13 protein-coding genes, 2 tRNA genes and 3 rRNA genes are annotated in these 23711 nt (G+C 48.3%); 9 read left to right on the top strand and 9 right to left on the bottom strand.

Annotated features, from left to right (window positions below; translation table 11 throughout):
* Nucleotides 1-536: 536 nt before the first annotated feature.
* From MWL85_RS09355 to MWL85_RS09380, 6 genes are read left to right on the top strand one after another with little or no spacing between them, the layout of a single operon-like run.
* Nucleotides 537-2054, top strand: coding sequence for a potassium/proton antiporter (locus tag MWL85_RS09355; protein ID WP_244400506.1), 1518 nt, complete (start codon nucleotides 537-539; stop codon nucleotides 2052-2054).
* Nucleotides 2051-2851 (top strand): diaminopimelate epimerase, encoded by an 801-nt coding sequence (gene dapF, locus MWL85_RS09360; protein WP_244400507.1) that lies wholly within the window; start codon nucleotides 2051-2053, stop codon nucleotides 2849-2851. The genes MWL85_RS09355 and dapF overlap by 4 nt, the downstream gene beginning before the upstream one ends.
* The gene (locus MWL85_RS09365) at nucleotides 2848-4053 is read left to right on the top strand and encodes an LL-diaminopimelate aminotransferase (RefSeq protein WP_244400508.1); all 1206 of its coding nucleotides are present in this window, start codon (nucleotides 2848-2850) and stop codon (nucleotides 4051-4053) included. Before dapF ends, MWL85_RS09365 begins: the two co-directional genes overlap by 4 nt.
* Before the next feature lie 45 nt (nucleotides 4054-4098).
* Entirely contained in the window at nucleotides 4099-6273 is a 2175-nt protein-coding gene (locus MWL85_RS09370) for a S9 family peptidase (protein WP_244400509.1), read from the top strand.
* The gene (lipA, locus tag MWL85_RS09375; RefSeq protein ID WP_244400510.1) at nucleotides 6270-7178 is read left to right on the top strand and encodes a lipoyl synthase; all 909 of its coding nucleotides are present in this window, start codon (nucleotides 6270-6272) and stop codon (nucleotides 7176-7178) included. The genes MWL85_RS09370 and lipA overlap by 4 nt, the downstream gene beginning before the upstream one ends.
* 4 nt (nucleotides 7179-7182) lie before the next feature.
* A complete protein-coding gene (locus MWL85_RS09380; RefSeq protein WP_244400511.1) occupies nucleotides 7183-9423 on the top strand; it encodes a lamin tail domain-containing protein in 2241 nt (746 codons plus the stop codon).
* A gap of 423 nt (nucleotides 9424-9846) precedes the next feature.
* On the opposite strand, the gene rrf is transcribed toward MWL85_RS09380, so the two are convergent.
* The 7 genes from rrf to MWL85_RS09415 all read right to left on the bottom strand — a co-directional run bounded on the left by rrf (nucleotide 9847) and on the right by MWL85_RS09415 (nucleotide 17644).
* Nucleotides 9847-9955 (bottom strand): 5S ribosomal RNA (gene rrf / locus MWL85_RS09385).
* Between the two features lie 174 nt (nucleotides 9956-10129).
* Nucleotides 10130-13021 (bottom strand): 23S ribosomal RNA (locus MWL85_RS09390).
* A 298-nt stretch (nucleotides 13022-13319) separates the two neighbouring features.
* Nucleotides 13320-13393, bottom strand: a tRNA-Ala gene (locus MWL85_RS09395).
* Between the two features lie 68 nt (nucleotides 13394-13461).
* A tRNA-Ile gene (locus tag MWL85_RS09400) sits at nucleotides 13462-13535 on the bottom strand.
* Nucleotides 13536-13790: 255 nt separating this feature from the next.
* Nucleotides 13791-15327, bottom strand: a 16S ribosomal RNA gene (locus MWL85_RS09405).
* The 16S, 23S and 5S rRNA genes sit together here with 2 tRNA genes alongside, the layout of an rRNA operon.
* A gap of 944 nt (nucleotides 15328-16271) precedes the next feature.
* Complete coding sequence (locus tag MWL85_RS09410) at nucleotides 16272-17204, bottom strand: IS3 family transposase (RefSeq protein WP_244400171.1); 933 nt, start codon at nucleotides 17202-17204, stop codon at nucleotides 16272-16274.
* Nucleotides 17205-17209: 5 nt separating this feature from the next.
* Nucleotides 17210-17644, bottom strand: coding sequence for a hypothetical protein (locus MWL85_RS09415; protein WP_244400172.1), 435 nt, complete (start codon nucleotides 17642-17644; stop codon nucleotides 17210-17212).
* 292 nt (nucleotides 17645-17936) lie between these two features.
* On the opposite strand from MWL85_RS09415, the gene MWL85_RS09420 reads away from it, so the two are divergent.
* Nucleotides 17937-18590 carry a hypothetical protein gene (locus MWL85_RS09420; RefSeq protein ID WP_244400512.1) on the top strand — a complete coding sequence of 218 codons (654 nt, stop codon included), beginning with the start codon at nucleotides 17937-17939 and terminating at the stop codon, nucleotides 18588-18590.
* A gap of 154 nt (nucleotides 18591-18744) precedes the next feature.
* Here the strand turns inward: MWL85_RS09420 and MWL85_RS09425 are convergent, their stop codons facing one another.
* Both MWL85_RS09425 and MWL85_RS09430 read right to left on the bottom strand, forming a co-directional pair.
* Nucleotides 18745-19311 carry a DUF2284 domain-containing protein gene (locus MWL85_RS09425; RefSeq protein ID WP_244400513.1) on the bottom strand — a complete coding sequence of 189 codons (567 nt, stop codon included), beginning with the start codon at nucleotides 19309-19311 and terminating at the stop codon, nucleotides 18745-18747.
* Nucleotides 19312-19313: 2 nt separating this feature from the next.
* Nucleotides 19314-20804, bottom strand: a complete 1491-nt coding sequence (locus tag MWL85_RS09430; RefSeq protein WP_244400514.1) for an IMP dehydrogenase — start codon at nucleotides 20802-20804, stop codon at nucleotides 19314-19316.
* A gap of 584 nt (nucleotides 20805-21388) precedes the next feature.
* On the opposite strand from MWL85_RS09430, the gene pfkA reads away from it, so the two are divergent.
* Together pfkA and MWL85_RS09440 are read left to right on the top strand one after the other, a co-directional pair.
* On the top strand, nucleotides 21389-22387 hold the full coding sequence (gene pfkA, locus MWL85_RS09435; protein ID WP_018028839.1) for a 6-phosphofructokinase: 999 nt from the start codon (nucleotides 21389-21391) through the stop codon (nucleotides 22385-22387).
* A gap of 13 nt (nucleotides 22388-22400) precedes the next feature.
* Nucleotides 22401-23663: a Cof-type HAD-IIB family hydrolase gene (locus MWL85_RS09440; protein ID WP_244400515.1), complete on the top strand. Its 1263-nt coding sequence runs from the start codon at nucleotides 22401-22403 to the stop codon at nucleotides 23661-23663.
* Nucleotides 23664-23711: the final 48 nt, after the last annotated feature.

Consider the following 23711-nt stretch of genomic DNA (forward strand, 5'->3'; position numbering starts at 1 on the left):
GATAGCCGATTAAGTGGATATCCATAGGCACTCCCTTTATCCCCTATCGGGGAAAGGCTTAGGTAAGGTCCTCCATAGGATGGGGGACCTTACCTTTTGCGTTCCGATTTTAATTGTAGTGGCGGTTTTGCAGCTTCGAGGGGGTCATTCGAGGGGGTCAGGGGTTACGTATTAGAAAGGTCTTCCAAGTCATAATGATCGGAGCATCTATGGGAGAGCACTTGCTTGATGAGGCACCTCCTTGACCCCGGCTGAGGGGTCAGACCTAGAGATAGGGTTGTCCGACCCCTCGGCCGGGGTCGCAAGGGTATTTTACACCTATCTATACACAGGTCATCGGCACTGCGTGCCTTGACCTGTGCCTATTTAGCACGGACCTCTGCCGAGGTCCTTACTCATAGATACCCCGCCAAAAACCATACAGTTAGAACTTTCTAATGCGTAACCCCTGATTTCAAGTGGTGTTGGGGCTGTATTTTCATTCGTTTTTGGTATATTGCAAGTTGAAACGAACATGACATATTAGAAGCAAATATATGATACTAACGGTACTATCCACCGACCATCTACTTCTGTACGGCTCTATACTGGCTGTACTAGGATTATTTCTAAGCAAAACTGGTTTTAGATTTGGGCTACCCACCCTGCTCCTGTTCCTAGGTGTGGGAATGGCAGCGGGTGCCACTGGCTTCATCAATTTTGATAGTCCTGTGATCGCACAGGCGATCGGCTCGGTAGCTTTGGTGGTGATCCTCTTCTCGGGTGGTATGGATACCTCCTTTAAGGAGATCAAGCCTATTATGGCACCTGGAGGGCTCCTAGCTACAGTGGGGGTGCTATTGACTGCACTATTCACGGGCACCTTTATCTACTTCCTTTTCCAATGGCTAGATATGGGGATCAAGCTCACGTTTCTACAGTCGCTCCTCTTTGCCAGTGTAATGAGTTCAACTGACTCGGCGTCGGTCTTCTCGATTCTTAGAAGCAAGAAAACCAATCTGAAGCAAAACCTCAAGCCACTCCTAGAGTTTGAGAGTGGTAGTAACGACCCAATGGCGTACATGCTCACCATGGTGCTGATACAGATGATTAGCCAAGGAGATAGCGTAACGATATGGGACGGGGTTTTGATGTTTGTAGTTCAATTTTCACTCGGACTACTCCTCGGCTTCGTGCTCGGGAAAGGTGCCATTTGGCTGGTCAATAGAGCCAACCTCTATGCGACATCGCTCTATCCCATACTGATGCTCTTTATCGCCTTTTTCATCTACTCCCTCACCAATACGGTACAGGGCAATGGCTACTTGGCGGTCTATGTGGGGGGATTGGTGATTGGTAATTCACGCATGCAATACAGCCACACGATTGCTAAGTTTTTTGATGGTATGCAGTGGCTCAGCCAATTGGTGATGTTCCTGACGCTGGGGTTATTGGTGGATGTCCCATATATGATGAAGCTAGCCCTCCCGGCACTCTGCATATCGCTATTTATGCTCTTCTTTGGGCGTCCGCTATCGGTATTCCTCACGCTGCTTCCCTTTTGGGGTAAGTTTAGTGCCAAAGCACAGCTCTACACCAGTTGGGTGGGCTTGCGTGGAGCGGTGCCGATTATCTTTGCGATATCTCCGTGGGTGGCTGGTCTGGAGCATGCACAGCTCACCTTTGCGATCGTTTTCTTTATCACTATTCTCTCCCTACTGATTCAGGGAACTACGGTGCATACGATGGCGGATAGGCTGGACCTTATCGACTACTCGGTGAGGGAAAATGTCTTTACCGACATCAATCTACCTCAGCAGATCAAGAGTGCTATTTCGGAAATCATCGTGAATGAGCAGATGCTCAGCAAGAGTGATATGATGCGTGACCTGGAGCTTCCCGACCATACCCTAGCCATTATGGTACAGAGGGAGGGGCAGTTTTTCATTCCCCGTGGGCATACTCAGCTTCGGGTAGATGACCATGTGCTCTTCATCTCGGACGATCAGGAGGCACTGGTACAAGCCTATGAGGAGCTGGGGGTTAATAATTATAGTTTGGATAGCAACGCATGAGCCAAATAATATTTGATAAGTTACACGGTCTGGGCAACGACTACATTTACATAGACCTAGACAAGTATCCACTGGCAGACATTGCCCAATTTGCTCGCCAATATAGCGACCGACGAAAAGGGATTGGCGGTGACGGGGTGATCACTTACCACAAGCAAGCATCAGGCCATTATATGATGCGGATCTTCAATCTCGATGGGTCGGAAGGGCTGATGTGTGGCAATGCTATCCGCTGTGTGGCTAAGCTCCTCTACGAGAGGGGGCTGGACCGCTCGAATCCGATGACGATTGAGACGCAGTCGGGCGATAAAATACTTGCCCTTACGCTAGAAGGGGAAGAGGTAATGGCGGCTAGAGTGGATATGGGATTGCCCCGAGTGCTGGAGGTAGGGAAACGAGTACAAGGGGTAGAGGGGAGCTACATCTCGGTCGGCAACCCCCACTTTATCCACTTCATTGAGAGCGACCCTGATGATTACCCTCTTGCAGAGATAGGGCCAAAGGTGGAGCACGACGCAGCCTTTCCCGATGGCGTTAATTATGAAGTCGCTATGATCCAAGACCCCAGCACGATTAAGATGAGGGTATGGGAACGTGGTTCGGGGCTCACTCAGGCGTGTGGCACAGGGGCTACCGCCACGGCTGTTGCTGCAATCAACCTCGGTTTGGTCGCCCATAAAGTGAAGATAGAGATGCCTGGCGGCTCTCTCGTGATTGAGTGGAGTGGCAAGGAGAGCGACCCTGTCTATATGACGGGGCCAGCTACGTATGTTTACCAAGGAATCGTAACGATATGAAGAAGATAAACAACCAATTTAATAAGCTCCCTGGGAGCTATCTATTTGCCGAGATCAATCGGCGAATTACTAAGTATCAAGAGGCTCATCCCGAAGCGAAGATTCTACGCATGGGGATTGGTGACGTCACTCGCCCCCTTCCTCCAACCGTTATCAAGGCGATGCACGAGGCGGTGGATGAGATGTCGAGTGGCAAGACGCTCAAAGGGTATGGGCCAGAGCAGGGCTATGCCTTTTTGCGTGAGCTGATTGTGCAGCACGACTATGCCTCGAGGGGAGTAGAACTAGCACCAGATGAGATCTTTGTAAGCGATGGAGCCAAAAGCGATACCGCTAACATTGTGGACCTCTTTAGCAATGATGTGCGGATAGCAGTCACCGACCCCGTTTACCCGGTCTATGTCGATAGCAACGCCCTTGCAGGGCGGGCAGGTGATTATCTTGCCGAGAGTGGGCAGTGGAGCCAACTCACCTATCTCCCTTGTAGCCAAAGCAATGATTTCATTCCGCCACTTCCTCAGCAGCCAGTAGATATCATCTACCTCTGCTATCCTAACAACCCTACGGGCACTACCCTCACCTACGATGAGCTAAAGAAGTTTGTGGAGTACGCCCGTGAGCACGATGCTCTCATCCTCTTTGATGCCGCCTATGAAGCCTTTATCCGTGAGGAGAATGTACCCCACAGTATTTACGAGATAGAGGGTGCGAAGGAGTGTGCAATTGAATTCCGAAGCTACTCCAAGACGGCTGGCTTTACTGGCGTGCGGTGCGGTTATACAGTGGTGCCCAAGTCGCTTCCAGGCGGGCTCAATGCCATGTGGAGCCGTAGGCAGACCACTAAGTTCAATGGGGCTAGTTACATTAGCCAAAGGGGCGCCGCAGCTATATACACTCCAGAGGGAAAGGCCGAGGTACGTGCTAATATCGATTACTACCTACAGAATGCCCAGACCATTAGGAAGGCACTCACTGAGATCGGGGTAGCACACTATGGAGGCGTCTCCTCGCCCTATATTTGGCTCAAGACACCCGAAGAGTACCCTGCATCGTGGGATTACTTCAATTACCTACTCACCGAGAAGCAGATCGTCGGCACCCCAGGTGTTGGCTTTGGGCTAGAAGGCGAAGGCTACTTCCGTCTCTCCGCCTTTAGCACCCATGAAGCCACCCTCGAAGCGATGCAACGGCTCACCAAATAAAAGCACAAAACTACTAATGTAAAAACCAATAGCAACAGATAAATAATGGATATAAGACTTAAGAGGCTAGTTACACTTGGAGTACTCATACTCGTTTGCTTTACCCAAAGCAGGGCAGAGGGAATTTCACTAGAGGCGATCACAGGTGGCAGATATTGGCCACAGAGTGCAGGCTATGGCTTCCGTCCCATGGTAGATGGAAAGAGCTACACGGTCATCTCGGATGATGGCACTCGACTAGTACAGTATAGCTATGAAACGGGCAAAGAAGTAGCCGTACTCTTTGACACCCAAAAAGCTCGTGACTGCGACTTTGATACTTTTAGCGACTACCTCATCAGTGATAGTGGGCACCATATCATCATTCTGCGAGATTGGAAACCTATCTACCGCCGAAGTGCTACGTATGATGCTTATCATTACGACGTGCGTCGCAATAGGGTGGAGCCACTGACTGCGGAGGGGCGTCGGGTACGTGTTCCCCTCCTCTCGCCGGACGGTCGTAGCTGTGCCTTTGTGGTGGATAATAATATCTACATCAAGAAGTTTGACTTTGATACGGAGGTGCAAGTGACTACCGATGGCAAGTGGAATGAAGTGCTCAATGGCGTGACCGACTGGGTGTATGAGGAGGAGCTCTACGTTACAAGTCTGATGAGCTGGAGCAAGGATAGCCAGTATCTGGCCTATGTACGGTCCGACGAAAGCCAGGTAAAGCAGTATGATATGGCGGTGTATGGCACCGGTCTATACCCCTTTACCTACCAATTTAAGTACCCAAAGGCTGGTGAGGAGAATAGCAAGATTTCCATCCACCTTTACCACCTTGACAATCGCAAAACCTCTACCGTTGATCTTGGGATAAAAGAGGAATTCTATATCCCTCGGCTAGAGTTTCACGAGGAGAGCCTTTACGTCTTTACCCTCAATAGGCATCAAAATCACCTTCGCTCCTATCAGGTCAACCCTCAAAGTCAGGTGGCACGCCTCTGGATTGAAGATAAAGATGACCGCTATATCGATAGCAATAGCTGGGTGTTACAATTGGCTTTCACTCCTCAAGGGGCTTACTATGTCTCTGAAACCTCGGGTCGCCCACAGCTCTACCGCTACGATAAGGCGGGTACACGTCAGGAGCAGGTAACCAAAGGTGAGTATGATATCGATACCTTTTATGGGGTTTCTCCTCAGGGCGAACTCATTTATTCTATCGCCTACCCCACCCCAATGGATCGGGTGGTGGTGGCTCAAGACCGCAAAGGAAAGATCCGTTATCTCTCCCCAGAGAGTGGCTGGAGCAATGCCACCTTTAGCAGTGACCTGAGCTACTATCTACTTAACCACTCATCGGCAACAGAAGTGCCTAGATACCAGATTTGCCGAACGAAAGATGCCAAGGCGCTGACGCTACTGGAGGATAACCAGGCGTTGAAAAATAGATTGGCACAGATCAGATATAATCAGCGCGAGTTTATCAAAGTAAATATCCAAAGTGGTCAGCAACTGAATGCTTGGATGATCAAGCCAGAGGGCTTTGACCCCAATAAGCAGTACCCTCTCGTGATGACTCAGTATAGCGGTCCCGGATCACAGACGGTGGAAAATCGCTTTAGCTTTGGCTGGGAAGAGTATCTAGCACAAGAGGGATTTGTGGTAGTTGCTGTAGATGGACGTGGCACTGGTGGTCGTGGAAGCGATTTCAAGAAATGCACCTATCTACAAATGGGCATTCTTGAGACTCAAGACCAGGTCGAAGCAGCTCAATCTCTAGGACAACTTCCCTACATTGATGCCAAGCGGATCGGTATCTTTGGCTGGAGCTTTGGAGGGTACATGACCCTGATGACCATGACCCGTGGACAAGGCACCTTCGCAGCAGGCGTAGCAGTCGCTCCGCCAACCGATTGGGGGCTATACGACACGATCTATACAGAGAGATATATGCGCACACCCCAAGAGAATGCCAAGGGATATCAAGCGACTTCAGTAATGCCCTATGTAAGGGGTCTGAAGGGGGATCTACTTATTATCCAAGGTACGGCCGACGATAATGTACATATGCAGAACGTGATGCACCTAGTCCCTGCACTAGTAGAGGCGGATAAGGATTATAGGATGCTCGTCTATACCGATAAAAATCACAGCATCTACGGAGGAAACACACGCAACCACCTGTATAGGCAGATAACGAATCACTTCAAAAATAGCTTAATGAGATGATAGAGGGCAAGAAAGAGAGGCCACTTCGTAAGCCCGATTGGCTAAAAATTAGTATCTCTAGCACCGATAGCTATTCTGGCACTTCTGAAACCATTAAGGAGGCGGCTTTACATACCATCTGTAGTAGTGGCCGTTGCCCTAATCAGGCTGAGTGCTGGAGCCGTGGTACCGCTACCTTTATGATTGGAGGCAATGAGTGTACCCGTGCATGTCGCTTCTGTGGCACTCCTTCGAGAAAGACACCCGCTCCCCTCGATCCTGATGAACCTAGGCGTGTGGCGGAGAGTGTCCGCAGGATGGGGCTTAAGTATGTGGTGATCACTTCGGTGGATAGAGATGATCTGCCCGATGGAGGAGCGGAGCATTGGCGACAAACGATTGAGGAGGTGCGTCGGTTGAATCCGCATGCCACGATAGAGGTACTACTCCCCGACTTTGATGGTCAGTTGAGCTCTCTCGACTTGGTATTGGAGAGCCAGCCCGATGTGGTAGCCCATAACCTTGAGACGGTACGACGCCTGACCCCCACCGTTCGCCACCGTGCCACTTACGAGAATAGTCTCAAAGTATTGAAGCATATCTCCGAGCGTGGCTTTGTTACCAAGAGTGGCATTATGGTAGGTCTGGGCGAAACACCAGATGAGGTTAAGGAACTATTTGCCGATTGCCTTGAGGCGGGAGTTTCGACACTGACCATTGGACAATACCTACGCCCTAGTCATCAGAATATACCAGTGGAGGAGTATGTGCACCCCGATCAATTCAAAGCCTACAAAGAGGAGGGTGAGGCAATGGGGCTTTCACACGTAGAGAGCGGACCGCTTGTGCGCTCCTCCTATAGAGCAGACCAACAGTTTGAAGTAGCTAAAGAGCATATCAATCTCAGAGATCTCCTTCAAAAGTAACTAGATGAAGCAGCACTTTCTACTCCTTCTACTGCTACTTCTACTGTCACCGCAGCTCGCTCACGCCCAAGGGGAGTGGACGGGTGATCTGGACGAGTTTATCATTGAGGAAGGCATTGCAAAGCACCAAAACAATGGCAAGTCGGGCGGTGCCGTTATCTACAAGAACTTTACCTCCGAGGCTTCAGGGAGTTTCACCTGGAGCTTCGGCTTTGTATTCCAAGACCTTCCGACCAGTAGCAATACCTTTGAAGTAACCCTATTCAACCAAGAAGTAGGCAACTTTCGATACTATTACAAGGTGGTTCCTACTAAAAACAATACTAGCATTGGACTAATCAAAGAGACCTACCAGAAAATAAGCTCCACAGAGAGCCGTAAACTTTCAAGCACGGTACTCACCTCATGGCAAAATAATAGTGGCTACCAACTGTGGCAGAAAGTCCAAGTAGAGGTAGACTACCACGCTACAAAAGGGATACGTTTCCGATGGTTCACTCCAGTTTCCGGGCTCCGTCAAGGCGAGTGGATTGAACTACCCGAAGGTCGCCCCTATTGGCGAATGAGCCTTCGCACAAAATTCACCTCAAAGAAAAAGCTCAATAACGCTTATATCCTTCCCAAGATTATCCAGGATAATACTGGGGGAGAAGAGGAAAAACTCCATATCCAAGAGCAATGGGCTGAGCAATCAGGACGGGTACACCTCAAGCTTTCAGAACCAATCTCGATCCGAGATGCTACGGTCACCTGCGCTGGATTTCAACCCACCATCTACTCAGGAGACAAGGCCGAAGATATCGTCATCAACCTAGGAGCTACTTTCATGCCTGGAAATAGCTACCGCTTTGAGATTAAAAACCTAATAGATAGGAATGGGAAGTATGCAGACCTCTCCTTCCAAATCGATATCGAATCTATCCAACCTGGCACCACCATCACCCCTGAAGGTATATTCATTACAGAGGTAATGGCCTCACCACCTGTTGATGGTCCACTTCAAGGGACTAAGTACATAGAGCTCTACAATAATACAGGTGCACAGCAAAATCTAGCTCTTTACACTCTTTACTATGGAAAATCAAAATACCCACTCCCTAATATAGTGCTTGCACATGGGGCATTTGCCATACTCTATCTTGAGAGCAACCCCTACCCCACCAGAGTAGCGACTCTGGTACCAATGCCAGAGTTTCCAGCTTTGAGCGGAAGCTTTAAGTTGCGACTTGTAGGGAGTGACAATAAAACCCACGATGAGGTAAACTTCAATTCACAAATTTATGGTGAAGGAGTTCCCAAAGGCAAAGCCTCAATAGAGCGGGTAGGCTATAAGCCCGACCTATGGCGACGCTCCACAAATCCCAATGGTGGCACTCCAGGTATGCCCACAACACTTCAGCCATATAGAAATGTAGCATCTAAGAGCATCGTAATTAATGAACTGCTCCTCTCTCCACCCACTACAGGAGAGAAGTATATTGAGCTATTCAACACCTCAACGAAGGCAGTCAACCTTGCAGATCTCTATCTGACGTATCGAAATAAGGAAGAGAGTATTACCTCTACCTCCTGGCTAATTGTTCCCAACGATTACCTATTGCAACCCAATAGCTATGTGGTACTCACACCTTACCCAGATGCCCTTCCCCGCTTATACCCCGAACACGATAGCCATACATTTGTAGAGAGAATAGACTTTCCAAGTATCTCCACCACCTATTCAGAAGTGGCACTCCGTGCTCACTCCAATGGCGAGGTGATAGACCAAGTTGTCTATCGACGTCAGTGGCTAGGAGATACCAGTAACGATCGAACTGGGTTTTCACTCGAACGCCTCTCGCCAAGCGCCGATGGCACTAAAAAGGAGAGCTGGCAAAGAGCTCAAGCAAATGGCAATAATAAAAATACGGGCGGTACACCAGGACGACCCAATAGTGCGAAAGGGATACCACTACCGGATAGAGGTAACTATTATATAGAGTGGCCAGAAGACCCCATACTCACCTACGAACAAGTAGAGCCATTACTACAAGTATATGCACCACTTGCAACATTAACACTCTACTCAATCAACGGCGATCTGCTGATGACCTCTCAAGGGGAGGAAATCACCAATACCCTTCAAAGTATACGGATAGGCAATCTACCCTTCCCAAGTATGTTAATGGTACTTGTCCTACAATTCCAGCACCCTGAAAAGGAACCCAGCAACCTTTTCTACCGCTCTGTATGGCTACACATATAGTAAAGCGCTTATGGAAACAAGCAAAACCACTAGCAAGGGCTTGACAGACACTCTACCAACCTTTCCATGAACATTCTCCAAAGAGCAAATCAAAAGAGGGCATAGTGGGCATCATGACAACTGGCCCTTACAACAGCACAAAGATACCAAAGAGCCCCACCTACCTTGCTCCCTAGAGAGCCCTAGATAAAGCTAACTTAATACTTAGGTGCTCTTCATCGCATTGGTCACAGTTGCCCACCTGTCCGACTTCCCCGACCTGTCCGACTCGTCCGATATGTCCGACTCGTCCGACTCGTCCGATCTGCCCGACTCGTCCGAGATTGGCTACAGAAGCGGCGGTGGAGAGGCAAGTGGCAGTGAAGCGCACAAAAAAGAGGAGAGACACTCTAGGAAAAACTTCCTAAAGTGTCTCTCTCTGTAAAATGGCGACTACCTACTCTCCCTTGTTAAAAGTACCATCGGCGTGACTAGGCTTAACTTCTCTGTTCGGAATGGTAAGAGGTGGATCCCTAGTGCTATAGTCACCTAATTATATCGTGACATACTGGCAAATATCATAGCTATTTACTATCAATAGCTCTTAGAAACTCTGAGATGACATCTCGAATGTATATCTCAATTCTCTCTATCTTACTCAATATATGAAGCGTACAACATTTAGTAACCTATTCATGCGTACTGTAATTACACAACACTACACTTCGGCCTAAAGTTTACGGGTAATTAGTACTGCTCAGCTAAATGCATTACGGCACTTACACTTGCAGCCTATCAAGGTCGTAGTCTCCAACCACCCTTAAAAGATATCTAATCTAGAGGAGGGCTTCGTGCTTAGATGCTTTCAGCACTTATCCTAAACCACACATGGATACTCAGCTATGCTCCTGGCGAAACAACTGATAAACCAGAGGTGTGTCCAGTACGGTCCTCTCGTACTAGTACCAGACCCTCGCAAATATCTAACGCCCACAATAGATAGAGACCGAACTGTCTCACGACGTTCTGAACCCAGCTCGCGTGCCACTTTAATGGGCGAACAGCCCAACCCTTGGGACCTTCTCCAGCCCCAGGATGTGACGAGCCGACATCGAGGTGCCAAACCGCTCCGTCGATATGAGCTCTTGGGAGCGATCAGCCTGTTATCCCCGGAGTACCTTTTATCCTTTGAGCGATGGCCCTACCATGCGGAACCACCGGATCACTATGCTCAAGTTTCCTTCCTGTGCGACTTGTAAGTCTCCCAGTCAAGCGCCCTTATGCCATTACACTCTACGACCGGTTACCAATCGGTCTGAGGGCACCTTTAGAAGCCTCCGTTACTCTTTTGGAGGCGACCACCCCAGTCAAACTACCCACCATACATTGTCCTTGCTCCTGCAAGTTAGCATCCAAATATCAAAAGGGCCGTATTTCAACAGCGACTCCAGGCACACTAGCGTGCACCCTTCAAAGTCTCCGGCCTATCCTACACATCTAATACCCAGAGGCAATGTAAAGCTATAGTAAAGGTTCACGGGGTCTTTTCGTCCCATTGCGGGTAATCGGCATCTTCACCGATACTACAATTTCACCGAGCGCGCGGTCGAGACAGTGCCCAAATCGTTACACCATTCGTGCAGGTCGGAACTTACCCGACAAGGAATTTCGCTACCTTAGGACCGTTATAGTTACGGCCGCCGTTTACTGGGGCTTCAATTCAAGGCTTCAACTTACGTTTGACCTCTCCTCTTAACCTTCCAGCACCGGGCAGGTGTCAGGCTATATACTTCTTATTTCTAATTCGCATAGCCATATGTTTTTGATAAACAGTCGCGTGGGCCTATTCTCTGCGGCCGTTGTGTCGCCACAACGGCGTCCTTTATCCCGAAGTTACAGGACCAATTTGCCTAGTTCCTTAACCGCGGCTAACTCGAGCGCCTTAGTATACTCAACCCAACTACCTGTGTCGGTTTGTGGTACGGGTCGATATGCTATTAACGTTTAGCGGATTTTCTTGGGAGCCTGCTTACGTCCATATTGCTGCACCCGAAGGATTCACATACTATCAGGTTCGACTCTCTCGGCGGATTTGCCTACCAAGATCAATATCTACACCCTTTAACCTACTATTCCAACAGTAGGCAGGACTTTCACTTCTCCGTCTCCACATCACTTAACATACCGAGTAAGGGAATATTAACCCTTTCTTCCATCGAGATCACCAAACGGATTACCCTTAGGTCCCGACTAACCCTCCTCCGACGAACGGTGAGGAGGAAACCTTAGTCTTTCGGCGAGGGAGATTCTCACTCCCTTTATCGTTACTTATACCTACATTTGCACTTCCAGAATGTCCAACAGACCTCGTCGATCTATCTTCAACCACGCTGGAATGCTCCCCTACCAATCATAAATGATTCCACTGCTTCGGTAGACAACTTATGCCCGATTATTATCCATGCCACAATCCTCGACTAGTGAGCTGTTACGCACTCTTTAAATGAATGGCTGCTTCCAAGCCAACATCCTAGCTGTCTATGCATCGTGACCTCGTTTAAGTCAACTGAGCTGTCATTTCGGGACCTTAGCAGATGGTCCGGATTCTTCTCCTCTCGGACATGGACCTTAGCACCCATGCCCTCACTCCTAGAGTGTACATATAAGCATTCGGAGTTTGTCTGGACTTGATAGGCGGCGAAGCCCTCGCATCCAATCAGTCGCTCTACCTCTTATATTTAAACTCTAAGGCTGCACCTAAATGCATTTCGGGGAGTACGAGCTATTTCCAAGTTTGATTAGCCTTTCACCCCTACCCTCAACTCATCGGGGAATTTTTCAACATTCTGCCGTGCGGTCCTCCATTCAGTGTTACCTGAACTTCAACCTGGTCAAGGGTAGATCACTTGGTTTCGCGTCTACTATATATAACTATATCGCCATTTAAAACTCGCTTTCGCTACGGATCCAAGCCTGAAGCTCTTACCCTAGCTATATATAGTAACTCGTAGGTTCATTATGCAAAAGGCACGCTGTCACTCCAAATGGAGCTCCAACCGCTTGTAAGCAGACGGTTTCAGGGTCTATTTCAATCCTCTACTAGAGGTGCTTTTCACCTTTCCTTCACAGTACTCGTTCACTATCGGTCTCTAAGGAGTATTTAGCCTTGGGGGATGGACCCCCCAGATTCATACAGGATTGCACGTGTCCCGCACTACTCAGGATACTACTAGCCAAGCCTTCACTTCGCATAAGGGACTATCACCCTCTATGGTGGAGCTTTCCAGCTCACTTCTGCTCGTTACCGCCTGTAACATGTTGTAGTCCTACAACCCCACTCTTGCCGAAACAAGAATGGTTTGGGCTCGTCCCCGTTCGATCGCCACTACTAAGGGAATCACTAAATTGTTCTCTTCTCCTATGGGTACTTAGATGTTTCAGTTCCCCACGTTTGCTCATGCATAGCATGTAGTAGGCTGTTAAACCTACTGGGTTGCCCCATTCGGAAATCTGTGGATCACGTCGTATGTGCCAATCCCCACAGCTTATCGCAGCTTGTCACGTCCTTCATCGCCTCTTAGAGCCAAGGCATCCGCCGTCTGCCCTTACTTACTTTATAACCTTTTATACTAGTGCCTTACTTGCGTAAAGCACCACGCATAATGTTGTATAATAACAATACAAATATTATTTGCTCTCGCATTTAATTAAGTATACTAAACATTGTCGCTCAAGTAAAAATCGAAAGAATTTGCTTTACACAATGAGATCTCATCTCTATCTCGAAAAGACCTTCGATAGTACTCGCGTACCATCTCCAGAATCCTCTTTGTCTCTTTACTATTGTTTCAATATCTATATATTTGCCAATATGTCTATGATCGCTCGGCTTGTCACCATAAATGTGACGCCAAATGTGGAGAATAACGGATTCGAACCGATGACCCCCTGCTTGCAAAGCAGGTGCTCTAGCCAACTGAGCTAATTCCCCATATCTCTATACTTTCCTATCTCATAAGTAGCACTCTTGCTAGCTTATCATCCCTCTCGTAAGACTCGTAGACCCAGGCAGATTTGAACTGCCGACCTCTACATTATCAGTGTAGCGCTCTAACCAACTGAGCTATGGGTCTATATCACTCATCATCAATAATGAGCTCCTCTCTAGCCCCCAATCTCTACACCTCAACCTTACTAACTTATACTCATCATAAGCAGGCAGTATAAAAATAGGGTTGCCGTATGATAAAATATACTAAGACGAAGGAACAAACAAGATAGACACAATCTAAACATCGTCTAGACCACGTACTCACTCTTGATTATCAATCCATACATACAAACTACGGACAGTCGAAACTAGAGGAATAGCTACTCTGCTACTCCAGAAAGGAGGTGTTCCAGCCGCACCTTCCGGTACGGCTACCTTGTTACGACTTAGCCCCAGTCACCGGTCTTACCCTCGGACGCTCCTCGCGGTCACGCACTTCAGGTACCCCCAGCTTCCATGGCTTGACGGGCGGTGTGTACAAGGCCCGGGAACGTATTCACCGCGCCATGGCTGATGCGCGATTACTAGCGAATCCAGCTTCACGAAGTCGAGTTGCAGACTTCGATCCGAACTGAGATGAGGTTTGGAGATTGGCATCCTGTCACCAGGTAGCTACCCTTTGTCCTCACCATTGTAACACGTGTGTCGCCCTGGATATAAGGGCCGTGCTGATTTGACGTCATCCCCACCTTCCTCTCGCCTTACGACGGCAGTCTCGCCAGAGTCCTCAGCTTAACCTGTTAGCAACTAACGATAAGGGTTGCGCTCGTTATGGCACTTAAGCCGACACCTCACGGCACGAGCTGACGACAACCATGCAGCACCTACATATAAGTCACCGAAGTGAACAGCAGCTGTTTCCAGCTGCCAGCCTATACATTTCAATCCCAGGTAAGGTTCCTCGCGTATCATCGAATTAAACCACATGTTCCTCCGCTTGTGCGGGCCCCCGTCAATTCCTTTGAGTTTCATCGTTGCCGACGTACTCCCCAGGTGGATTACTTAATGCTTTCGCTTGAGAGCATACTGTATATCGCATACTCTGAGTAATCATAGTTTACGGCGTGGACTACCAGGGTATCTAATCCTGTTTGATACCCACGCTTTCGTGCCTCAGTGTCAGTAGTAGTTTTGTAAGCTGCCTTCGCAATCGGAGTTCTGCGTAATATCTATGCATTTCACCGCTACACTACGCATTCCGCCTACATCATCTACACTCAAGCTAACCAGTATCAACGGCAAGACTATGGTTGAGCCATAGCTTTTCACCACTGACTTAATCAGCCACCTACGCACCCTTTAAACCCAATAAATCCGGATAACGCTCGTATCCTCCGTATTACCGCGGCTGCTGGCACGGAGTTAGCCGATACTTATTCTTAGGCTACTTTCTAATAGGTACACGTACCTATCCTTACTCACCTACTAAAGAAGTTTACAATCCATAGGACCGTCATCCTTCACGCGACTTGGCTGGTTCAGAGTTTCCTCCATTGACCAATATTCCTCACTGCTGCCTCCCGTAGGAGTTTGGGCCGTGTCTCAGTCCCAATGTGGGGGATCAGCCTCTCAGCTCCCCTATCCATCGATGCCTTGGTGAGCCGTTACCTCACCAACTAACTAATGGAACGCATGCCTATCTCTTAGCAATAAATCTTTCCTTAATAACTCATGCGAGAAATTAAGAATATGCGGTATTAGTCCGGATTTCTCCGGGTTATCCCCCACTAAGAGGCAAGTTGCATACGCGTTACTCACCCATCCGCCGGTCGTCATCAGAGTGAAGCAAGCTTCTCTCCATGTTACCCCTCGACTTGCATGTGTTAAGCCTATCGCTAGCGTTCATCCTGAGCCAGGATCAAACTCTCCATTGTCAAAAAGTTTTATGTCTTCGTAACAAAGAAGCTAATTAAAATCCTCTAGCTCGTTATTCACTATCACGTTTAGTCGTATACTATAAAGATCACAATCAAGTTATTTTTGACGTGGACTTGTTTTACAATGTCCCTTGTACTACTTGTTTGTTTCATCACAAAATTGTGATGTCCTTGTCTTAATATATGTCTATGAACTCTTTTCCATTAACCGCCTTTTCAGCGGTTGGTTTTGCAAAGGTACAAACGATTTTTCATTCGACCAAATATTCAAGAAACTTTTTTCGACACTCACACCTGAGCACCCCGTTTCTGAATTGCGAATGCAAAGATAGAAAGAATTTTTCAATCCACCAAATCTCAGCACCTAATCTCCAAGAAACTTAATCTCCAACACCCAAAACCTTGGGGCTAAAAATAAACCTCCGCTACCACCCCACTGGGCTACTAAGAGGTCTCATTTCTCGTTTGCGGTTGCAAAGATAGAAACAATTTTCCATTCCACCAAATATATCCATCAAGAAAATCGCACAAAAGAGAGTAATACGCTGATTATGAGCAGGAAATATTTTACAATTATTTTAGGAAGTCATCAGGGGGTTACGCATTAGGAAGGCCTTACCGAGTGGAATTCATCAGAGTGACAATGAGAAAGGACCTCTGCCGAGGTCCGACGGATCCTAGCCCCCGAGTCGGAGGGGGGCTAGGCCCCCGAACGACCGGGGGATCAACGGTCACCCCCCTATCCCACGACCCCTTGCGGGTCGGACAACCGCATCAGATTAATTGTGGTTTCCTGAAAAAGGTTGACTCGGTTAATGTTACGTTGTTATTAATCCTGCTTTATGTTGACTTTCTAGCCTTTAGTCCTGTGAGGGGTTGACTGGAGGGCGTAGCCCGTAAGGAAACCCCTCACAGGACTAAAGGTACCAAAACTTGGGCACCTATCCTATTTTTTGATTTTCAAGGTACTCCTCTCTATAGCTTTTCCACCTCTTGGGGATTTTCCCTTTGCACTTTGAGGCTTCAACAGGTGTCATATAGTCGAGACTCATGTGAGGCCTTTTTGTGTTGTAAAACTCTATGACTGAGGTTAATTCAGCCTTTGCCTCTTTGATGGTTTTAAAACGTTTGCCTTTTAAGAGCTCATTCTTTATAGTGTTATTGATCCTCTCTGCTTGTGCATTATCTTTGGGATCTGGGGTTTCTGTCATACTTATATCTATGTCATTCTTTTTAAGAATATCCACATACTGGTGGCTGGCATACTGGCAGCCTCTGTCTGAGTGATGAATGAGCTTATCGTTAGCTTTACCATTCGATTTAAGTTTCTTAAGTGCCTGATTTAGAGCTTCAATAGGGTACTTAGTGTCTAGGCTATCGCCTAGGCTCCACCCGACAATTTCTTTTGAGTATGAGTCTAAGATCACGGATAGGTAGCTAAACTTATGATGTACTCCGTCATAATGGATGGGGATATACGTTATGTCGCTCACCCATACCTGATTAGCTCTTTCTGGTATCATATCTTTTACGAGGTTACCATAGAGCTTAAAACCGTGATTGGAGTTGGTGGTTCTCGGCTTTCTTTTACGTTGCCTTAGCTTCAAGCCGTGCTTGTCTAGAGTGTCAAGAAAACGGTCTCTCCCTAGTGGAGTCCCCTCCTTAAACTCTCGCTTATACATATGCCACAGCTTCTTACCGCCCATGCCAGGGGCTTTCTCTCGGGTCTCAAGAACGTACTCAACAGCCATCTCTTCAAGTGCCATATTGGCATGAAGTTTTGACTTTTTTCGCTTGTAATAGGCTTGCTTACTTACACCAAACAGGTCGCAAAGGAGCTGTATTGTATATTTCTTCAGATCCTGTGCGTGCAAGCGATCTACCGTTTGGTGCCAGCTTTTTTTCTTATTTGGATGCGGAAATTCTCTTCTGCCACATTGATTAATTCATTCAATGCATCTGTCAAAACAGTCTGCCTAAAAAGCTGTTTTTCAAGCTCTTGAACCCTTCTTTCTAAATCAACTGAGCTTTTCTCAGGCGCCCCGCCTGACGCCCCGCCTGACGCCACATCCGAATAATAATACCTGCGATATCCGCGGTGCTCTTCTTGTTTCTTCTTTTTCTTCGCCTTCATCTCTATAACTTCGTCTAACCCAGAATCTAGGTACCTATGAACCCACTCCAGGATCGTAGTCCTTCCAATAGGGACAAGGTGTGAAATCTGGGTATAACCTAAGTTTTCCTCAAAATAGAGGTGAATAACTCGGTCAAAATAAATCTTCTGGAGTTGACTCCTTTTTACAAACTTACTCATAAAAATCTATCTATGAGTCAACTTTTTCTAGGACAAGACAAATCCTAGAATGGGTTGTCCGACCCACAAGGGGTCGAATGGTGGGGGTGGGTCGGTTTTTGCCCCCTAGTCATCGGCTCTACGAGCCTCGACTAGGGACTATGATCCGTCTGACCTCCCACGAGGGGAGGTCATTCATGGCAAGACCTTCTAATGCGTGACCCCTGAGGAAGTCATCGAGCCAATAAGGAAGCTAGCGATTATTTCGGTACATTTGCCCTATATATATATATTCATAAAAGAGTAATAAGGTATGAGTAAAGAATGGAGACGGACGCTGCTTTTTCTCTTATTGATAGGGGCAATAGCCTCAAGTGGAGCGGCACAGATGAGGGCAATCACACAAGGTGGGCAGGTAGTATTGCTCTACCCTGATGGCACTTGGCGATATGATTATGGGAACAATGGCAATGATGACTACAGCTGGGGTCGCGGCGATACCCAAGTAAATATAGATGCAGGTGCTACTGGAAAGCGGTTCGGTGCAATGATCGATGGCCGTCTCTACTTTATCATCAACGACGGAGCACTGGAGGACTTTTATATTTATGACGAGCATGGCTTTGTCGCCTACTCACTTCGCAACGGAATAGAGAGGGTTCCCTACAATTGGACTATACAGTACGACATTGGGAATGAAAGGAGGATCCGAAAATTGGGGCCCTATGAATTTAAGTATGACTGGCGAACTGGCCAATTGGAGAAAGTGGGGAGTTATCAAATCGAATACCACTTCCACAATAATAAGGTGGAGCGCATCGGGCAGTACCGGATTGACTACGACTTCCGCACTGAGCGACTTTCACAGTTTGGCAACATCCGCATCAATTACGACTTTATGACGGACGGCATAGAGAGTATCACGGGTCGTGAAGAGAGGGTGACGCTCTACCTACTCAGGGGCTAGATACACATTATATAATATATATAGGGATCCCCGGGGTCTCTTCTCGGACAAGTCGGACGGTTCGGACAGGTCAGACAAGTCGGACACTCGCTCTCCACTTGGACGTCCGACCTGTCCGAACTGTCCGATTAGGCACCCCTAGAAAAAGCCAGTGCTAGTGGAGGAGGCCAGCAACCAGAGTATAGTAGGGGGCGAGGTTATTCCCTTGGCTCCATAGCATCGGGATCCCCAATAGGTCCGAAGCGGTAGCTCCGAGATCAAACCCAAAGTTCTCCAATGAGTTTCTAGCTTTATCAGGATGAATACAAGGCTTATCAACTAGACGAGTGCAGGCACCCTTAGGGCACAGTTTGCAACTACCCGGATAGCACGCCCTACTCTCAGGGTGAGCAGCTTCCAAGGCCAATAGTTCGGGATCGATCTGCGCTCTTGCCCACTGCATGATCTCCTCCACCGCTTCATTACGTGCTTCGGGGTTGGGATACACAGCCGCTGCCATCTCAGGGGTCAACACTACTTGATAGCCGATGATATCCACCGTGTGGTACGGCTTGAGGAATTCATTGACATCGAAATCAAAAGGCGGGCATACCCACTGCTGACCATAATTGCGACACTGCTTGCAATAGCCCAAGAACTTATCCATATGCTGATATCGCTCCTGGTATTCCAGAAGCGATATCGTAGCTGTATGCTTAATAATATGTGCGAAGTCGCTCATCCTTACTCCTTCAGAATCACATCGTGAGCACCACCCTCCACAATTGAAGTAGAAGAGACGAGGGTCACCTTACTATTGTGCTGCAAAGTATTAATATCCACTGCGCCACAACTACACATAGTAGCCTTCATCTTACCGAGTGTGAGCATCAAGTTGTCCTTCATCTTACCGGCATAAGGCACATAGCTATCCACGCCCTCCTCAAACTTCATGCCCTCAGTCTCACTACCGCTATCGTAGCGTTGCCAGTTTTTTGCTCTATTAGAGCCCTCGCCCCAATACTCCTTCACATAGTTATTATTGACCTTGAGCTTCTTTGTAGGGCTCTCATCGAATCGAGCAAAGTAGCGTCCCATCATCAGGAAGTCGGCACCCATGGCAATTGCCAAGGTCATATGATAATCGTGCACGATACCACCATCGGAGCAGATAGGGATATAGATCCCAGTCTCCTCAAAGTACTGATCACGTGCTTCGGCGATATCCATCACAGCCGACGCCTGACCACGTCCAATACCCTTTTGCTCACGAGTAATACAGATAGAGCCACCACCAATGCCCACCTTCACAAAGTCGGCACCCGCCTCCACTAGATAGCGGAAACCATCTCGCTCCACCACATTACCCGCACCGATAGGGAGCTCGGGATAGTGCTCCTTCACCCACTGAAGAGTCTGCTTCTGCCAAACCGAGTAGCCATCCGAGCTATCAATACAGATCACATCCACCCCAGCCTCCACGAGTGCAGGCACACGCTCCTTATAGTCACGGGTGTTGATGCCCGCCCCTACAAGTAGCTGCTTATTGACCTTATCGGAAAGCTCACTAGGGTTTTCCCTATGGCTATCATAATCCTTACGGAAGACAAAGAACTGCAGGTTTTGCTTCTCATCTATAATAGGAAGGGTATTGAGCTTATGCTCCCAGATAATATCATTCGCCTCCGAAAGGGTAATTCCTAGGCGCCCTATGGTCAACTTTGAGAAGGGGGTCATGAAGGAAGCAATCTTCGTCTCCCTTGGCGTAGTACTCAGTCTATAGTCACGGCTAGTGACCATCCCTAAAAGCTTGCCATTAGGTGTGCCATCCTCTGTAATTGCAATGGTAGAGTGACCTGTGCGATGTGTCAGGTTGAGCACATCCTGGAGCGTCTGGTCGGGGGTCAGATTAGAGTCGCTAGTAACAAAACCAGCCTTAAACTTCTTCACCTTACGCACCATCTCCGCCTGGCTCTCAATGGACTGCGAACCAAAGATAAAGGAGAGACCACCATTGCGCGCTAGCTCAATCGCAAGGGTATCATTAGATACCGACTGCATGATGGCACTCACAAAAGGAATGTTGAGTTGGATTTTTGGCTCCTCACCACGACGAAACTTCACGAGTGGAGTCCGCAAGTTGATATTTTCAGGGGTGCACTGCTCAGTGGTTAACCCTGGTATAAGTAGATATTCTCCAAAGGTATGAGAAACTTGATTGAGTACTTTTGCCATACTTCCTTCTATTTTTATTAGGTACAACTTGCACGCAAAGTTACACTTTTTTCTGCAGATCTCGCCTAAATTATTGCAGAAAGTTGCGGACGAGTCGCATAAGAAGTATAATGATCTAATATGCTTAGCTTGCATTAGTCGAAAGGGCAAGAAGACAAGGGCACTTATCGTCGTCCCAACCTGCTAAACAAGGTGGGAAAAATAGCTCAAATAGGGCCACTAAAACCCACTTTACAACTAGCTGTAAATCAAGACTATACAAATGCGTTTGCCGAGATGCAACTAAGCAATCGGCGAGATGCAACTCAGCAAATGCTTTGTTGCAACTCGCCGATTGCTTAGTTGCATCTCAACTTTTGCCCTACTAGCATGGAGGTTTTATGGAGAGGAGTGCTTGCTGGGTTGGGTGCCGTTACGGACAAGTCGGACAAGTCAGACGAGTCGGACTAAGTGCAACAGTCTCCCCACCTGTGGTTTGCATACAGACATACGGGATAGGGGTTATCGGGTTATATGGCTTTTTTGTATCTTTGTTGAGAGGGGTTTGGGAGATTGATTATTTTGATTAGGGATTGAAGATTGTTATGGAAGATATGTTTGAAGGATACGAATTGAAGTGCATTGGCATATTGACTTCGGGCGGTGATGCACCAGGGATGAATCCTGCCATTCGGGCAGTCACACGTACTGCTATCTACAAGGGACTGGAGGTGAAAGGCATCTATCGTGGTTATAAAGGGCTGATGAATAATGAGATTGTCGACTTTCACACGGAGAATGTGAGCAATATCATTCAACGTGGTGGCACGATACTGAAGACCGCACGCTGCGATGAATTTAAGACGCCTGAGGGGCGTGCTCTCGCCTATGATAATATGCGTAGGGCGGGCATCGATGCGTTAGTGGTGATTGGCGGAGATGGCACACTGACGGCGGCAAGGCTCTTTGCAGCGGAGTTCAACTTCCCAATTGTGGGGCTCCCCGGCACAATTGATAATGACCTTTGCGGTACCGACCGCACCATTGGCTACGCCACAGCCCTCAATACCATTATGGACGCAGTGGATAAGATTCGTGATACCGCTTCCTCACACGACCGCCTCTTTGTGGTGGAAGTGATGGGGCGCGATGCTGGCTTCTTGGCTCTCAATGGAGCGATTGCCTCGGGTGCAGAGGTGGCGATTATCCCTGAAGTGCACGAGGCGGAGGAGCAGATCACGCAGATGATTGCCAATGGCTTCCGTAAGAGTAAGAATAGTAGTATCGTACTGGTTGCCGAGAGCGAGTTGACAGGCGGTGCTATGGGAGTGGCGAAACGCCTTCAGGAGAGCCACCCAGAGTACGATGTGCGGGTCTCTATCCTCGGGCATATGCAACGAGGTGGTAGTCCCTGCGCCGAAGACCGCATTATGGCAAGCCGTATGGGCGTGGCAGCGGTGGAGGCACTCCTCGATGGTCAGCGTAATGTGATGATCGGGATTGTCAATGACGAGCTAGTCCACGTGCCATTTAGCCGTGCCATCAAGGATGACAAGTCGGTAGACCCCGCAATGGTTCAGGCCCTTGCGATGCTTTCACTCTAAAGACCACGTAACTATGACACAAAGAGAGATCCCCTATAAGTTGGTGGCACTGGATCTTGATGGCACCTTGGTAGATGACCAAAAGCGACTTCTGCCCAGTACGATCAGTTCGGTAATGGCGATCCAAGAGCTAGGCGTGAAGGTGGTACTGGCAAGTGGTCGCCCTACCTTTGGGTGCCGTGCGATAGCCAAAACGCTGCGGCTGGATCAGTATGGTGGCTATATCCTTTCGTACAATGGGGGTAAGCTCACCTCCTTGGGTGATGGGAAGATCTTGGCTCGCCGTGCTATCCCCAAGAAGTTACTGCCTCACCTCTATGAGGAGGTGAAGAAACGTCCGGAACTCACCATCTTTAGCTATGAACAGCAGATGATTGTGAGTGAAACACCCGACGACCACTACGTACTAGAGGAGCAACGAGTGGATGGTGGCATGCCGATCAAGGGGGTACCTCATCTACTAGAAGGGCTCACAAGTGACCCTCTGAAACTGGCCATCACGAGCGACAACACCCATGCCCTCTATCAGATTAAGGAGGAGATGGAGGCTTACTATGGCGAACAACTCAACTTTTTCCTCACCAATGAGCACTTCCTTGATGTGGTGCCTCGCGGGGTAGACAAAGGGTCGACCATTGAGTTTCTTCTTGAGGAGTTAGGCATTGACCGAAGTGAATTGATCGCGGTGGGTGATAGCTACAACGACCTTGGGATGATACAGGTGGCAGGACTAGGTGTGGCGATGGCCAATGCGACGGAGGCGGTAAAGCGCTCTGCCGACTATGTAACCACGAGTAACAATAGTGATGGTATTAGCCACTTACTGAATAAATTTATCCTACAGCCTAAGCCCGATAATGTGGGGGACCTCAGCGTGGAGCTCCTCAATCAGATGATGGAGGGCAATACCTTGATGGGGACGCTTGGGATACGTTGCACCCGACTTGAGGAGGGGTATGTGGAGTGTACCATGCCGGTGGATGGGCGTACGCAGCAGCCGATGGGCATTCTGCACGGTGGTGCGACGTTAGCACTTGCAGAGACGGCAGCAGGGTATGGGTCGCTGTTGCTTCTTCAGGAAAATGAAATACAGGTGGGGATGCAGGTGAGTGGCAATCACATCAGTTCGGCACACGTAGGAGACACGGTCACAGCGGTGGGAAAGATCATCCACCGAGGACGCAGCTCTCATGTATGGAATATTGACATCCTTTCAGGAAGAGGGAAGCTGATCAGTAGCATAAGGGTGGTCAATAGTATTCTAAATAAAAGGTAAAACCGACGAGCTAGGCAACTTTGAGTTACCTCTGCTTGTTGTATAGAT

The sequence above is a fragment of the Porphyromonas somerae genome, from assembly GCF_022845615.1.
GTDB classification, from domain to species: Bacteria; Bacteroidota; Bacteroidia; order Bacteroidales; family Porphyromonadaceae; genus Porphyromonas_A; species Porphyromonas_A somerae.

Excerpts from the sequence above, each read along its gene's own strand:
- MWL85_RS09425 (WP_244400513.1), bottom strand. The coding sequence starts at position 19,311 with ATGAGCGACTTCGCACATATTATTAAGCATACAGCTACGATATCGCTT.
- pfkA (WP_018028839.1), top strand. The coding sequence starts at position 21,389 with ATGGAAGATATGTTTGAAGGATACGAATTGAAGTGCATTGGCATATTG.
- MWL85_RS09365 (WP_244400508.1), top strand. The coding sequence starts at position 2,848 with ATGAAGAAGATAAACAACCAATTTAATAAGCTCCCTGGGAGCTATCTA.
- MWL85_RS09380 (WP_244400511.1), top strand. The coding sequence starts at position 7,183 with ATGAAGCAGCACTTTCTACTCCTTCTACTGCTACTTCTACTGTCACCG.
- lipA (WP_244400510.1), top strand. The coding sequence starts at position 6,270 with ATGATAGAGGGCAAGAAAGAGAGGCCACTTCGTAAGCCCGATTGGCTA.
- MWL85_RS09370 (WP_244400509.1), top strand. The coding sequence starts at position 4,099 with ATGGATATAAGACTTAAGAGGCTAGTTACACTTGGAGTACTCATACTC.
- MWL85_RS09430 (WP_244400514.1), bottom strand. The coding sequence starts at position 20,804 with ATGGCAAAAGTACTCAATCAAGTTTCTCATACCTTTGGAGAATATCTA.
- dapF (WP_244400507.1), top strand. The coding sequence starts at position 2,051 with ATGAGCCAAATAATATTTGATAAGTTACACGGTCTGGGCAACGACTAC.
- MWL85_RS09420 (WP_244400512.1), top strand. The coding sequence starts at position 17,937 with ATGAGTAAAGAATGGAGACGGACGCTGCTTTTTCTCTTATTGATAGGG.
- MWL85_RS09440 (WP_244400515.1), top strand. The coding sequence starts at position 22,401 with ATGACACAAAGAGAGATCCCCTATAAGTTGGTGGCACTGGATCTTGAT.
- MWL85_RS09415 (WP_244400172.1), bottom strand. The coding sequence starts at position 17,644 with ATGAGTAAGTTTGTAAAAAGGAGTCAACTCCAGAAGATTTATTTTGAC.
- MWL85_RS09355 (WP_244400506.1), top strand. The coding sequence starts at position 537 with ATGATACTAACGGTACTATCCACCGACCATCTACTTCTGTACGGCTCT.